The 13,941-nt window shown below is 65.7% G+C and carries 12 protein-coding genes; 5 read left to right on the top strand and 7 right to left on the bottom strand.

Annotated elements, in window-relative coordinates:
* The first annotated feature begins 580 nt into the window (after positions 1–580).
* Positions 581–1,300: an NAD(P)-dependent alcohol dehydrogenase gene (locus M9921_09100; GenBank protein MCO5297002.1), complete on the top strand. Its 720-nt coding sequence runs from the start codon at positions 581–583 to the stop codon at positions 1,298–1,300.
* Here the strand turns inward: M9921_09100 and M9921_09095 are convergent.
* From M9921_09095 to M9921_09085, 3 genes are all read right to left on the bottom strand, one after another.
* On the bottom strand, positions 1,278–2,111 hold the full coding sequence (locus M9921_09095; GenBank protein MCO5297001.1) for a helix-turn-helix domain-containing protein: 834 nt from the start codon (positions 2,109–2,111) through the stop codon (positions 1,278–1,280). The two genes, M9921_09100 and M9921_09095, sit on opposite strands and share 23 nt — an antisense overlap.
* A gap of 150 nt (positions 2,112–2,261) precedes the next feature.
* A complete protein-coding gene (locus M9921_09090) occupies positions 2,262–3,668 on the bottom strand; it encodes an MFS transporter (GenBank protein MCO5297000.1) in 1,407 nt (468 codons plus the stop codon).
* Positions 3,665–4,108: a MarR family transcriptional regulator gene (locus tag M9921_09085; protein MCO5296999.1), complete on the bottom strand. Its 444-nt coding sequence runs from the start codon at positions 4,106–4,108 to the stop codon at positions 3,665–3,667. The genes M9921_09090 and M9921_09085 overlap by 4 nt, the downstream gene beginning before the upstream one ends.
* 102 nt (positions 4,109–4,210) lie before the next feature.
* Between M9921_09085 and M9921_09080 the strand changes: the two genes are divergently transcribed.
* On the top strand, positions 4,211–6,631 hold the full coding sequence (locus M9921_09080) for a PQQ-like beta-propeller repeat protein (GenBank protein ID MCO5296998.1): 2,421 nt from the start codon (positions 4,211–4,213) through the stop codon (positions 6,629–6,631).
* Positions 6,632–6,760: 129 nt separating this feature from the next.
* Entirely contained in the window at positions 6,761–8,866 is a 2,106-nt protein-coding gene (locus M9921_09075) for a heavy metal translocating P-type ATPase (GenBank protein MCO5296997.1), read from the top strand.
* Positions 8,867–8,917: 51 nt separating this feature from the next.
* On the opposite strand, the gene M9921_09070 is transcribed toward M9921_09075, so the two are convergent.
* Genes M9921_09070 through M9921_09055 form a run of 4 tightly spaced genes read right to left on the bottom strand, consistent with a single transcriptional unit; the run spans position 8,918 to position 12,143 of the window.
* A complete protein-coding gene (locus tag M9921_09070; protein ID MCO5296996.1) occupies positions 8,918–9,367 on the bottom strand; it encodes a YdeI/OmpD-associated family protein in 450 nt (149 codons plus the stop codon).
* 6 nt (positions 9,368–9,373) lie between these two features.
* Positions 9,374–9,847, bottom strand: a complete 474-nt coding sequence (locus M9921_09065; protein ID MCO5296995.1) for a DinB family protein — start codon at positions 9,845–9,847, stop codon at positions 9,374–9,376.
* Positions 9,848–9,880: 33 nt separating this feature from the next.
* Positions 9,881–11,383, bottom strand: a complete 1,503-nt coding sequence (locus M9921_09060; GenBank protein MCO5296994.1) for a serine hydrolase — start codon at positions 11,381–11,383, stop codon at positions 9,881–9,883.
* A 43-nt stretch (positions 11,384–11,426) separates the two neighbouring features.
* Positions 11,427–12,143, bottom strand: coding sequence for an AraC family transcriptional regulator (locus M9921_09055; protein MCO5296993.1), 717 nt, complete (start codon positions 12,141–12,143; stop codon positions 11,427–11,429).
* Positions 12,144–12,250: 107 nt separating this feature from the next.
* Between M9921_09055 and M9921_09050 the strand changes: the two genes are divergently transcribed.
* Together M9921_09050 and M9921_09045 are read left to right on the top strand one after the other, a co-directional pair.
* Entirely contained in the window at positions 12,251–12,754 is a 504-nt protein-coding gene (locus M9921_09050; GenBank protein ID MCO5296992.1) for a hypothetical protein, read from the top strand.
* Positions 12,755–12,759: 5 nt separating this feature from the next.
* Positions 12,760–13,938: a winged helix DNA-binding domain-containing protein gene (locus M9921_09045; protein MCO5296991.1), complete on the top strand. Its 1,179-nt coding sequence runs from the start codon at positions 12,760–12,762 to the stop codon at positions 13,936–13,938.
* Positions 13,939–13,941 lie beyond the last annotated feature (3 nt).

Here is a 13,941-nt window from a genome sequence, read left to right as displayed (position 1 = left end):
AGGCGATACTTTCTCTTGTTGGCGCGATCCAACAAATCCATCAAATCGGAGATTCCCATGTCAACCAACTCGAACATCTGTAACTGCTCCCCTTGCCCCGGTGCGTCCTGCACCTGTGGCTGCCAGGAGGCGAACGTCGTCGGCCAGGCGACCGGCTGCCAATGTGGCGATGCATGCACCTGCTCCCCCGTCTGCAAGTGCGGCGACAAGTAGATCACGTCTTGGACGCCGCGCAATGGTCGCCTCCGGGCTCCCCGCCTGGGGAGAGAATCGATGCGATGCGCGGCGTCAACCCCAAGACCACACCCAAGAGACCAAGATGACTACCGTTTATTGCCCGCGCTACGGCCCTCCCAATGTCCTTGAGCTTCGCAAAGCCGAGGCACCGACGCTCGCGGATTCCGAACTCCTCGTCCGAACCTGCGCGACCTCAGTGACCACAGGCGACTGCCGAGTGCGCGCCCTCAGAATGCCCACGGGCTTCGGGCTAATCGGACGCCTAGTCATGGGCCTCACGAAACCGAGACAACCGATTCTGGGCTCGGAGCTTTCGGGGGTCGTCGTTGCCATTGGCAAGGACGTGTCCAAGTTCAGAGTCGGCGACGAGGTCATCGTCTACACGGGCGCGCGGCTGGGATGCCACACCGCACTCAAAGCCATCTCGCAAGACGGTGCCGTGATCGTCAAGCCCGCGAGTCTCTCCTTCCAAGAAGCCGCCGCCTTGGCATCGAGCGGCACGACGGCACTCGCCTTCCTCAAGCGGGGTGGCATCCGGAAGGGCAGCAAAGTCCTCATCGTTGGCGCGTCCGGAGCGGTCGGCTCGGCAGCAGTAATGCTGGCGAAGCACCTTGGAGCCCATGTAACCGCCGTGTGCAGGTCAAAGAACGTGGAGTTCGTGGCCTCCCTGGGCGCCGATCGGGTGATCGACTCCACGAAAGCGGACTTCAGGCAAAGCGGAGAGACCTACGACGCGATCCTCGACACGTCCGGAACGCTGTCCTATCTGCGGGCCAAAGCATCGTTGAAGGATCGTGGCGTCTTGCTCCTCGTATCGGCGACGTTGCCAGACATGGTCCAGGCTGCCCTTGCGGCGTTCACCAGCAGACACAAGGTGGTTGCCGGTCCCGCGCCATGGACCCATGACGACCTCCGTGATCTAGCGCAGGTTGTCGAGTCAGGCGCGTACCGAGTGCCCATCGATCGAACCTATCCGATTGAGCAAATGGCAGAGGCGCACGCGTACGTGGACACCGGCCGCAAGACCGGCAATGTCGTCATCAGCATGGGGGCTGCTTCGTAGCAACAGATCGCCCTCGCTGTTCGTCCCCGTCGCTGGACTCAACAAAGGGAGAGGGAATCTCCGCGAACTTGCCGCGCATCAAGATCGAGGGAGCCATGCCCACCATCTGATGGAAAGTCCGGGTCATGTGAGCCGCGTCGGCGAAGTCGGCGGCGTGCGCGGCGGCCGAGATGGTTCGCTCCGACGCGATGGCCACCATTGCCCGCGTCAACTTACGCCACAGCATGTAGCGGCTGTACGGCAGCCCGATCTGCTCCTTGAACAAGTGTGCGAAACGGCTGGGGGATAGGAAGGCCAACTGCGCGGCCTCCTCGAGGGACAAGCGAAGATCGTCACGCTCGCGGATCGTGCCGAGAACGGTGGAGATCCTCTGATCCGGCTTTCTCGACGGGGGAGCGCCAGGGCTCAGGGCATGCACGCAGCGCCGGATCGCCTCCCCGATCTCCAAACCCTCGAACGGCCGTTCGATGGTCGCGCGCAACTCGGCGATGCACGAGGCGAGACGAACCTCCGGCACGATCGCAATCTCCTCATCCAGCGCTTGACGCAGCCACCTTCCTTCGCTCGACTCTGGGTCCACGAAGAGCATCGCACCCATCGCGCCGCTGCAATCGAACGAGTGGATCACATTGGGTTGCACGATGACTCCGCTTCCTTGGCGCCAACGGTTGTCCTCGCCGCGGATCGCGACCCTGCCATCGAGCGCGACCACGATCTGGATCGCGTGGTGCGCGTGCGCGGGTACGACGCCTTGGGCGCGACCGACGAGAAGGAATCCACCCTCCCAAAGGTGCCAGCGGGGTTCGCTCAACCACTGATACTCCGTGTTCTTCGGTGCCTTCCCCAACCGTCCAAACCACCCTTGCCTCTATTCTAGCTGTGCGCGTTTGAAGGCACCGCGGTCCATGAGAAGCAACCCGCGGGCATTCTTGGGCACGGACCCCTGCACCGAAGTCGCCAGTTACGCTGGGCAACCACCCACACGCTGCGGCGAAACCGCGCGGGCCCTCCCCAGGACGGCCCACGCCGCGACGATCAGCAACGCGGCGAACGCGTAGGTGACGCGCATGCCGGTGGCCACGGACGCTGCGGGGGCGAGGGTCACTTCGGCGGCGCCGGACGCCCTGGCGAACACCGCGCCCATCAGGGACGCACCGGTGATGAGGCCCAGGTTTCGGGACAGGCTCAGGATGGCCGACACCACGCCGCGCCTGTCCGGGGGGATGCCGACCATCACCACGGTGTTGTTGGCGGTCTGGAACAAGGCGTACCCGGCGGTGAGCAGCGCGAGGGGGCCCGCGTAGCCGGGAACGCCCAGCGCGGTGGGCGCGACGACCAGGAGGAGAGCCCCTCCGGCCATTGCCGCCAGCCCCACCCCGGACACGCGCTGGGCGCCGAGACGGTCGGTCAAACGGCCCGCGGGCACGCCTGCCAGCGCGGCGACGAGAGGGCCGACCGTCAGCACGATCCCCACCATCGCGTCGCCCAGCGACAGGGTGCGCGCCAGATAGAACGGGCCGACCACCAGCGTGGACATCATCACCGTCGACACGAGCCCGCTCGCCGTGAGACTGCCGCCAAGCACCGGGTCGCGCAGCATGCCCCACTCGAGCAGGGGCGAGCGCACCCGCGCCTGCATCCGTACGAACAGCGCCGCCCCAGCCAGGGCGACCACGAGCAGCACGGCGTTGAGCAGCCCAAACGACCCACGGGCGGTGGTCAGAGCCAACGCGTAGGCGGATAAGACGCCGGCCAGAAGCGCCGTGCCCAACACGTCGAACGACCCCTTGCCCGAATCCGACGGCTTGGGATCGGCGGGAAGGTGCCTCCACGCAAGCGCGAGCGCCACCACCCCAAGCGGCACGTTCACCAGAAACAAGGCCCGCCAACCCAAGTTCGCGAGGAGCAACCCGCCCAAGGACGGGCCGAGCGCCGTGCCGACCGCAGAAAGGGTGCCCAACAGTCCCATCGCGCTGCCCGTGCGCCCCTGCGGCACCGTATCGCCGACGAACGCCACCGTGAGGGCCATCATCAGGGCCGCACCGAGGCCCTGGGCCGCGCGGCCTGCGACCAAGGCGCCCAGCGAGGGAGCCAGTCCGCAAAGGACCGACGCGAGCGTGAACAGCGAGACCCCCGCAAGCAACAGCCGTCGGCGCCCCAGCACGTCCCCAAGACGCCCCGCGCCCACGATCAGAGCCGTGATCGCCAGAAGGTACGCAAGCACGATCCACTGGACCTGAGCGAACGACGCCCCCAACGCGCTCGCCAGTGCGGGCAGCCCCGCGTTGGCGATGCTCGTGTTCATCGAGCACAAGAGCATCGACAGCGACAGTCCCGCCAGCGCCCCCCGCGTCGAACCTCGACTCACCGCCCACCTCCGAGCCCCATCGCGCTCTGGAGGAGGCCGACGATCACGGCCGCCTGGTCGTCGGGGAGGTCGCCGAAGAAGCCCTCGGCCATCTTGGAGCGCAGTTTCGCAATCTGGGCGGCCGTGCGACGCCCCTTCGCGGTGATCCGCACCGCGCGCGTACGAGCATCCTCCTTGCCAGCGCGACGCGCCACGCAACCCTTGCCCTCGAGCGACTTCAACGCCCGCCCGGCATTGCTCCGATCGATCGTCAGCATCCCCGAAAGCACGTCCTGACTCGCCTCCCCGCCGTGCCCCTGCAACAAGGACAGCAGCCGCGCCTCCGTGTGGTTGAGCCCAAGCGTCGCGAAAGCCCGCTCGCCGGCCTGAAGCCGCAGGCGCGCCAGTTCGCCGACGAGGTCGAAGAGCGCGGCAAAGCTGCTCGGTGATCGATGATCCATGGAAACAATATACCATGCGTGCGCACGCATATATCAAGGAGCGCATCCATAGGAACCAACGCCATCGCGTCAAGCGTCAACCCTCTGGGAGGGATAGCAACGATGCTCGTCGCTTTGTCTTTGAGCCTGGCCCTGATCCAAGCGTCGCCGATGGTCCGCAACTGGACCTTGCCCACCGGTTACGGGACATCAATCCTCGGCAGTCGAAACGGGGTGTGCTACTACACCACGCCTCGCCTCGTGGGAGCCGTGCGCGAGGTCGATGGCAAATCGCTCTGGGAGAAGCGGTTTCCCTCCCTCCCGGCGGCCCACCTCGGGCCAAACTTCATCGTCCTCTCCCAAGGCGACGAGAAGATAGCGTCGGTGATCGTGCTGGACTTGAAGAGCGGAGCCCAGCTCGCCAGCCGCGCCATGCCGGCTGTGGATGCGCTCACCGTCGACGGCGACACGATCTACGCCTTGTCCGGCACGACATTGCACCTCCTAACCCCGAAACTCGCTCCCATGACGACGCTCAAGCTGACGGAGAAGGCGTCGCGAATGCCAGGGCGGTTGGCGGTGTCGGGCGACATCCTCGCGGCGGCGCTCTACGGCGAAAAATGGGTCGCCCTCGACACGAAGAGTCGCAAGAAGCTGTGGGAGCTCCGCGACCAATATGCCGGTCTTTATCCCATGGTCCTGTCGAAGGGACTCCTCCTTCTTCATGGTCAGAACGACGGGGTGTTCGATGCTCGAACGGGGCGCAAGGTCTGGGGTCTTGGCGGGGCCGACTGGGCCGTTTTATCTGGAGAGGTCTGCCTCCTCAAAGTGAATACGGACTATGTCGCACGGGACTGGAAGACGGGGCGCGACCTTTGGCGCGTGTCCGGCGCGCCCGACTACTCCGGTGGCAACGACGAGGGCTCGGTGAGCGAGGACGGAAAAACGTTCTATGCGGGTGGCGAGCACCTGACCGCCCTTTCCGTCACCGGCCAACGGCTGTGGACGGCCAACCTCGACCGCCCCGACATCGCTCATCAGGACCGCTGGATCGTGTCGCAAGGCGATCGGCTACTCGGATACTCCCCGGGCAAGATGATCCAAATTCCAACGGACCCCGGCGAACGGGAGCAGCTCGCCCAGCGATTGGTGCGGGACTTCGAACTCCTGGACAACCGCGAACGCGACCTCCTGATTCCTCTCGCCCGCGAAGCGATCAAGCCGCTGCTGATCCGCTATGCGCAATGGGCGAAGGAGTACGAGGCTTTGGAGGAGAAACGGGACTCCGATCCACGCGATCGGGGCCAAACCCTGTATGGGCTCTTGGAGGGCGATTCGGGCCGAAGGTTGGACAAGATGCTGACCAAGGCGGATACGGCTCTTCTTCTCAACACGATCAGGCAGGTCGAGTCCGAGTGGTGGCGAGAGCGAGTCCTCGTCCCGCTCCTGATGGAGCATTGCGACGTCGATCTCGCGGCACCTTTCTTCCTGGAGCAGATCAGGAAGGAGAAGCAGCCCGAGCGCGGCAGCTCGTCTCTCGAAGCGATCGCCAAGTCCAGCCATCCGGACGCGGTGAAGTTCCTCATCGAGGCCCTCAACGATCCCAAGGCCCCTTCCGCATGGCGAAGAGCCGCGTTTGTCCACCTCGCCGGCACGGGCGGAGACGCCGGGGTGGCGGCGGTTCGAAACGCGATGCCGAAGCCAGGGCCGCGGCCGAGGTGGCAGACTCGCGTCGATCCCGGCGCGACTACCCGCCGCTCCAAGCCGAAAGAAGCCAAGGACTCCAAGGGCCGGACGTGGGTGCTTTTCCAATCGGGCGCTCTCGGTAACTACTCGGATTACTACATGGCCGAGAAGATCGGTTCGAAGTACGGAGAAGCCCTTTTCCTCGGATTCTACGACGGCCGCACGTGGGACAAGGAAGCTCCCAAGGAGTACCGGAAGATCCCGATGGCGAAGCTGGTGGCCACCGAGTGGATCAAGATGTTTCCCGAAGACCCGGAAGTGCGAAAGGATGCCGATGCCGATGGGTTGACCGACCTCGTCGAAGCGCGCCTCGGCACCGACCCAAAATCACTGGACACGGACAAGGACGGCCTGCGGGACGACGTCGACCCCTGTCCGAACGCCGCTCCTCGAGCCCTTGGCGATCGGGAGAAGATCGTGGCTGCGGCGGTGGCCGCTCAGTTCTTCGAGAACGATTGGGGCGTCCCCGCGGTGATCTCGGTCGACCACGTCGAACCCTTCGAAATGGCCGGTTACCCGGAGCCCCTCCTGTGGGCCGTGGGGCGTCGGGAGGGGTCCCTCGGGTCGATGTATGGAGGCGGGGTGAACAGCATCGCCTTCGGTCCAGTCATCCGGGACTTCGACCAGGAGGTCGCGAAGGACGCGGACTGGCTGGAGATTTCCGCGGACGGCAAGACGGCCCATACGATGATCAGCCGCTATTCGGGCGGGCTCAATGGCGAGGGTGTCGAGGTCGTTCTCCGAAAGGTGGGAGACGAGTGGTACGTGACGGATTTGATCACGCGCTACGTGTCGTAAACCGAGGACTCGACGCATGGGGAGCGCGGGCCCGCCCGCACCGTCGGGCCTGCCGTGAGCCGGACTCCTGATATGATCGGGGGAACGGGAGGAGCGGCCCTTTGGCCGCGGAGTCAGCAAACGGCATCCATGAGCAACGTCAACACCTTCACCATCGACGCCATGGACTGCCCCACCGAGGAGCAGATCATCCGCAACCGGTTCAAAGGCGTGGCCGAGGTCGAGAGCTTGGAGTTCGACCTCATGAACCGGCGCCTCACGGTCGCCCACCGCTTCCCGGACGCGAAGCCGCTCGTCGCCATGCTCAAGGGAATCGGCATGAAGCCGAACGAAGCCCTGCCCGAGAAGCCCTCCGAGCAGATTCCCGACAAGGGCGGTCTCGGCGAGAAGTGGAGGGTCGGAATCGCGCTCGGGCTCGCCCTCGGGAGCGAGATCGCGACCTACGCGCTGCAAACCGAGCACTCGCCCCTCGTGATCGCCCTTGCGGTCTCCGCCGTGCTGCTCGGAGGCCTCAAGGCCTTTCGCAAAGGCCTCGTCGCGCTGCGGACGCTGACGCTCAACATCAACTTCCTCATGGCCGTGGCCACGGTCGGCGCGATGGCGATCGGCGAGTGGCCCGAGGCGGCGATGGTCATCGTGCTCTTCGAGATCGCGGAGCTGATCGAGGGCTACTCGCTCGACCGGGCCCGCAACGCGATCCGCGGCCTGATGGCGATGGCGCCGGACCGGGCGTTCGTCAAGAGCGGCTCGGGAGAGTGGGTGGAAACCGAAACGGCGACGGTCGAGCAGGGCGCGATCGTACGGGTGCGGCCCGGGGACCGCATCCCCTTCGATGGCGAAGTGGTGGAGGGCCAAAGCACCGTGGACCAGGCGCCCATCACCGGCGAGAGCGTGCCGGTCGAGAAGACTGCGGGCGACCCGTTGTTCGCGGGCACGATCAACCACGACGGAGTGCTGGAGTTCCACGTGACCGCCAACTTGGGAAACACGACCCTGGACCGGATCATCAAGACGGTCCAGGAAGCCCAAGCGTCGCGTGCGCCAAGCCAGCGGTTCGTGGACAGTTTCGCGCGCGTCTACACGCCATCGGTCGTGGCTCTGGCGGTGCTCGTCGCCGGCCTTCCACCCCTGTTCTTCGCCGAGCCGTTTGTGCCGTGGCTCTACCGGGCGCTCGTACTGCTCGTCATTGCGTGCCCCTGTGCGCTGGTGATCTCGACTCCCGTCACGGTTGTCAGCGGCCTCGCCTCGGCGGCGCGCCGGGGCATCCTGATCAAGGGAGGCGTCCACCTCGAGAACGGTCGAAAGCTGAAGATCATCGCCCTCGACAAGACCGGTACGCTCACCGAGGGAAGGCCCAAGGTCACCGACTTCCAGCCTCTCCACGATCACGAGGACGACCATGCCCTTCAGATTGCGGCAAGCCTGGACGCGCTGACCGATCACCCGATCGCCAAGGCGATTCGTGAGCGCTGGGACGGGGCCTTGTTGCCCGTGGAGGGGTTCCGCTCGCTCTTCGGCAAAGGGGTGGCGGGCAAGATCGCCGGCCAAGGCTACTTCGTCGGCAACCACAAACTGGCCGAGGAGAACGGCGTCTGCTGCGACCACGTCCACGAAGTGCTCTACGCCTTGCAGGCGCAGGGCAAAACGGCCGTGGTCTTGACCGACGACGTCGAAGCGCTGGCCGTCTTCGGGGTGTCGGACACGTTGCGCGAAACGAGCGTGGAGGCCATCCAGGGGCTGCACCGGCTCGGCCTTCGAACGCTCATGCTCACAGGCGACAACGAGGCCACCGCGCGCACGATCGCCGAGAAGGCGGGCATCGACGACGTCCGCGCCGAGCTCTCGCCCGAGGAGAAGCTGGCGCACATCGAGAAGCTGCAACGAGAGGGCGGGCACGTGGGAATGATCGGCGACGGCGTGAACGACGCGCCCGCCCTGGCCAAGGCGGAGATCGGGTTCGCGATGGGCGCGGCGGGGACCGACACCGCGCAGGAGACGGCGGACGTGGCGCTGATGCAGGACGATCTGCGCAAGGTGCCCGAGTTCATTCTGCTGAGCCGAAGGGCGGTCGGGATCTTGTCGCAGAACGTCGCCATCGCCCTGGGAATCAAGGTTGTGTTTTTCGCGTTGGCTTTGTTCGGCGTCGCGACCCTTTGGATGGCCGTCTTCGCGGACATGGGCGGGAGCCTCCTGGTGGTCGGAAACGGCCTCCGGCTATTGCGTTCGCGTGGATGAGGACCGGAGGCCCTCTACCGGCGACCAGAGGTGCCGAGGTCGGCCAGTCGATCAGCCGTTCGAGCTTTTTGGGCCGCGGAATTCACCGTCGGCAAGCATCGCGCAGACGCGTCCGATCCGCTCCTTCCGCGCCTCTCGGTCCTCGGCCTGCTCGATCCAATCCGTGATGTCGCGGCGCTCGGCGGAGTCGAGACCGCCCCACGTCGCCTTGGCCGCGGGGTTGCTTCCGAGGGCCTTGTAGAGGTCCATTGGCACCACGGCGTAGCAGCACGGGCGCCGCTTGCCGGCCGCGAGGTTCTCGCAGCACCTTTCGATGCGGCGCTGGCGCGTTGTTGCCTGCTTGGCCTCGTTGATCCAGCTAATGAAATCGCGCTGGGCGATGGGCGTGAGGCTGTGCCACGCCGCCACGGCTGCGGGCGCCGCCGCGAGCGCGTCCGCGAGGTCCTCCGGCACTCGGGTCTCGACCGCCTCGGATGCCGGCTTGGGTTTCTTGCTGCCCATGGGTTCTCAGTTGTCCGGCGTCTCGTGCCCCAGAAGGTGCCGGACGGAAAACATCTGACCGACATGGTACGCCACGTGGAACGCCTGGTACTCGACTGCATAGCCCCACGTCCAACCCTCGCGGTTAGGGCAAGGCTCTTCGGAGTCGTGCGGATGGTCTGCAAAGGCGGCCTTGCACCGTTCGTGGATCCGCTGAACCTCTTGGTAGAGCGCGTCGGCGCCCAAAGGCACGGTGAATGGCTGGCCGACGTTGGCGGTGTAGTAAGCCGCGTCCGGAACGAGGAGCGGGCTTTCGACCTCCGTGTCACCGAGGAAGGTCTGGGCCTCTCCGAACGCCACATGGGCGGCCAACTCGCCGACGCTCAGCAACCGGGGATCGGGACGGCGCCAGACGTCGGTGTCAGGCAGGCCCTTGAACGCCTCGCTCATCTCCCAATGGGCCGAGTCCAGAGCTTTCAACAGAGGATCCAAATATGCCATGCCGCGACCATAGCACGGACCCCCGGCGTCTGGCTACCGCTTTCTCTCGAAGCGGATCGAATCTCCCTCGGGATCGAGCACCAGCCCGGTGACACGCTTGCCCTCCACCACGAATCGGATCGTGTCCGACGCGCGCGCGTCCACGCTGTCGTGCAAGGTTGCCATGTCCATGCCGCTGCTGACGAGTAGCTGCGAGAGGTCTCCCCAATCCAACTTGAGTTGCCCGCCCGTTAGCGAGACCTCGATCGAACCGTAGGGTTCGTTGGCGAACACGCCTGCGTACGCTTCCGCCGGCAACGAGAGCTGGCCGGAGAGGGCGGGGTTGGGGCCGAACGTCTTTCCCGCCACGATGCCGTCCGAGAACTTCCTGGCCTGGGCGAGGTAGTCGGCCCTCAGCTCTTTGTCCACGGGGTAGCCCAGCATCCGGTCGAGCATGTCGATCGCCACCAAGGTGCCGAACGCGCCGCCCGACTGCCCCGTGTTGACGAACACGGCCACCGCGGTCTTCTCTTTGGGCAGCATCGCGATGTAGGCGCCGTAGCCCGTGTAGCTTCCGCCGTGCGCGGCGAAACCCTCGTGCTTCCGGTAGGCGCCGAGGTTCCACGCGTAGCCGAAGCCGCGCAAGATGCGGATGCTGCCGTTCTCCTCGATGGGCGCCTGGATCGTCAGGGCGTCGCCCACGGTCTTCTCCGGCAAGACCCGAGTGCCGCTCCACGCCCCCTGGTTCATCCACATCTGGAGGTAGGCGACCATGTCGCGGGGCGTCGTGACGATTCCTCCCGCGGCGTGCATGGTCCGGTCGGTCTTCATCATCTCCGCAATCTGCACCCCACCCCGTCCAAACCGAAGCGGCACGGCCTTGTTCGCGTCGTCGTGCATCGCGGAAATGAAGCCCGTCGTGCGGGTCATGCCGAGGGGCGCGAACACGTTCTTGGCCAGGTACTCCCGCCAGCCCATGCCCGTCACGGCCTCGATGACGCGGCCCAGGATCGTGAAGTGGGCGTTGGAGTAGGTCACCTTCTTCTCGGGTTGCGAGGTGCCCAGGATCTTGTAGAAGCGGTCGTCGTTCACCTGCCCGGTGTAAGCCTCCAACAACCAGACCCGTCCGCCCCCGATGCCTGGGCGGTGGCACAAGAGGTCGCGCAGCGTGATCGTCTTGGCATACTCGGCGTCCGCCAGCGTGAACCGCGGAAGATACCGCTGCACGGGCGCGTCGAGCTCGAGTTTGCCCTGCTCCGCGAGCTGCAGAATCGCTGTCGCCGTCATGGTCTTCGTGATCGAGGCGATGTAGTAGCGCGTGTCGAGGTCGGCCTTGGTGCCGCGCGTCGGATCGGCGGACCCGATGCCGTCCAGCAGCACCACCTTGCCCTCTTGGATCGCCACAACCGAATAGCCCGTCACGTGGAAGTCGGGCATGAGGGCCTCCCACTGCTTGCCGAGGTCGCCAAAGATCGGATGACCTTCCAGGGGGACGCGCGGCGACTGGTGAATGGGCAGCGAAAGCGTCATCAGGGCGGCAGCAAGACTGGCGAACATAGTCGTTCTTACGCCCGGACCGGAAAACAACTCTGGAATGGATTTAGCCGTTTGAGAGAAACTTCGCGCGGAAAGCCGACGGCGAACATCCAATCCAAAAACGGAAGGAGCGCGAAAAGTGTGCGCCATCGGCGTAGCCGAGTTCTGCGGCGACCTGCCCCAGCGTGGTCGGTTCCCGAAGGGCATCGAGCGCACGCTCCACCCTGCGACGGTGCACGATTTCGGTCTTGCTGGTGCCGGCCCTTTGGAAAGCGCGCGAGAGGCTCACGGGATGCACGGCGACCTCGTCGGCGAGTGCGACGAGCGACGGGGGCGAATCGTGGCGCTCTTCGAGAATGGAGCGCGCTTTGGCAAGCCAGCCAGGTTCATGCCTGAGCCGTTGGACGGCGTTGCCCGCCAAAGCGAACAGCACCTCCTCGATGGCCACGGCCGGATCCTCTATCCGACCCGCGATCATTCTGACCAAACGGCCCACACAGGGTTCGAGAGGCATCCATCGATAGTCGGCTGTCAGCGACGCCCACGCGTCGCTCGCTTCGCTCGACTGCGGTGTGGCCGCAAGGCTCAGCATACAAAGGCCACGCTCTCCCACGACGTCCTCGTGGAGCACGCCTCCCGGCTTAACCACAATCCACCCCGCCTGCGCAACACGTTCGCCTGCGACGCTGCGCTCCAGAACGGAGCCCGAGAGGACGACGCTCACCTTGTCAAAGGCGTGCGCGTGCCGCGCCATGAAGGTCATCGGTGCGTATCGCGTCACCCGCAAGTTCCCCGAAGGCGAATGGAAGGAGAGCATCTGCACCCAGCGTACATCCGGCGCCGCGCTGGCGGTGGGGCGTTCGTCCCTGGGTTCGGGTTCAATAGGCGATGGATCTCGCCGAACAGCTTCTCGATTCCTGGGATCGCCAGTGCCGCATCGTCGACGCCGTCTGCAACCTGGTCGACGAGGAGAACCGACACGTCAAGCCGTCCGAGGACGGGTGGGGGCTCGACCGCCAGCTCGCCCACATGCACAACGTGCGCCGGTTCTTCCTCTCGCAAGTCGCTCCCGAGCACGCGGCGGGCCTCACGAGCGCCTCCGCGGACGATTTGGGTTCGCCGCTGGCGGATTTGGACGCCATCAAAGCGTGTCTCAGGGCCAGCGGAAAGGCCGTTCGAGACGCGGTGCGCGACGGTCTCAAAACCGGTGGCCCGATGGCGAGCAACCACGTGGTCTACGACAATCCCGTCGTGCTCCTCCAGCACATGGTGTGGCACGACGGGTGGCACGTGGGACTGATCTTCCTCGCCCTTCGCCTCAACGGGCAGGAGCCGCCTGAGGAGTGGGAGGAGCCCAACGTCTGGGGGCAGTGGCGCACCGAAACGTGGTGAGCGCGGTGTCCCTGTCCAAGCCGGACGTTCGCCGGGCGCTCGTGCGGCACCATTTCGCCCCGTGCGCGACGCAGGAGGAGGTGTTCGAGCGGCTTCGGAGCATCCAGTTCGACCCGATCGCGCCCGTCGGATGCAACCATGACCTCGTGCTGCAGTCCCGCGTCCCGGGCTACAAGATCGGCGATTGGCAGAAGCTCGCGTACGAGGATCTCCACATTTACGATGGCTGGGACAAGATGGCCTCGCTGGTGCCCTACGAGGGCTGGCCCCTGCGGCGGTACATCCACGCCGTGGGTCGGCGCGCGTTCGAGAAACGGATCTTCCAGGACCACAGCGACGCCGTGGAGGCGATCCTCAAGGAGATTTCCGACCGAGGTCCCCTGATGCCGAAGGACTTCGAGTTCCAGCAACGGCGGGAGGAGTGGAAGGGGTCCTGGTTCGGGCCGAGCGTTACCAAACAGACGCTGCGAGCGCTCTGGCACGCCGGGCTGATCATGACGTCGGGGCGCGTGGGCGGCCAGCACGTGTACGACCTTGCCGAGCGGTTGGTTCCGCAACCTCTGCGCGACCAGCCGCTGCTCCCCGAAAACGACGCCATCCGCGAACTGGTGCTCGAGCGGCACCGGGCCATGGGCGTCGTGCGGCCCGCGGCGCCTTCGGAAGTGTGGTCGAACCAAGTGCTGTCCTACCGGAAGCGGCCCGCGATGGCGGAGTTGGTCGAACGCGGCCAGATCGTTCCCGTGGAGATCGAGGGCGTCAAGGCGCACGCGACGCCCGAATTCCTCGCTTTGCTCGACCAGCCCTCGAACGAGCCGCGCGTGGTGTTCGTCGCGCCCCTGGACCCGTTCATGTGGGACCGGAAGATGACCGCGCACCTGTTCGATTTCCAGTACATCTGGGAGATCTACGTGCCGCAGGCGAAGCGCCGGTGGGGCTACTACGTGCTGCCCGTGTTGTTCGGCGACGAGCTGGTGGCGCGAGTGGAGTTCTGGAACCGGGACGGGGTCCTCGAGGTGCGTGAGTGGCACTTCGAGGAGACGCGGCCCGGCAAGGCGTTTTGGCCGGCGTTGGAGCAGTCGGTGGCGCGGTTCATGGCGTACGCCTCGGCCACGCGAACGGTGGTGAGGGATCCGATCGACGCCGAGGTGCGCGAGGTCTTCCTGCGCGCGACGGGGAGTGGGTAGGGC

The sequence above is a fragment of the Fimbriimonadaceae bacterium genome (genome assembly GCA_023957775.1).
Taxonomy (GTDB): Bacteria; Armatimonadota; Fimbriimonadia; order Fimbriimonadales; family Fimbriimonadaceae; genus JAMLGR01.
This window is presented reverse-complemented; position numbering and strand designations above follow the sequence as displayed.

Coding starts and splice junctions, on each gene's coding strand:
- M9921_09085 (MCO5296999.1), bottom strand. CDS start 4,108: ATGGATCATCGATCACCGAGCAGCTTTGCCGCGCTCTTCGACCTCGTC.
- M9921_09080 (MCO5296998.1), top strand. CDS start 4,211: ATGCTCGTCGCTTTGTCTTTGAGCCTGGCCCTGATCCAAGCGTCGCCG.
- M9921_09075 (MCO5296997.1), top strand. CDS start 6,761: ATGAGCAACGTCAACACCTTCACCATCGACGCCATGGACTGCCCCACC.
- M9921_09070 (MCO5296996.1), bottom strand. CDS start 9,367: ATGGGCAGCAAGAAACCCAAGCCGGCATCCGAGGCGGTCGAGACCCGA.
- M9921_09065 (MCO5296995.1), bottom strand. CDS start 9,847: ATGGCATATTTGGATCCTCTGTTGAAAGCTCTGGACTCGGCCCATTGG.
- M9921_09060 (MCO5296994.1), bottom strand. CDS start 11,383: ATGTTCGCCAGTCTTGCTGCCGCCCTGATGACGCTTTCGCTGCCCATT.
- M9921_09050 (MCO5296992.1), top strand. CDS start 12,251: ATGGATCTCGCCGAACAGCTTCTCGATTCCTGGGATCGCCAGTGCCGC.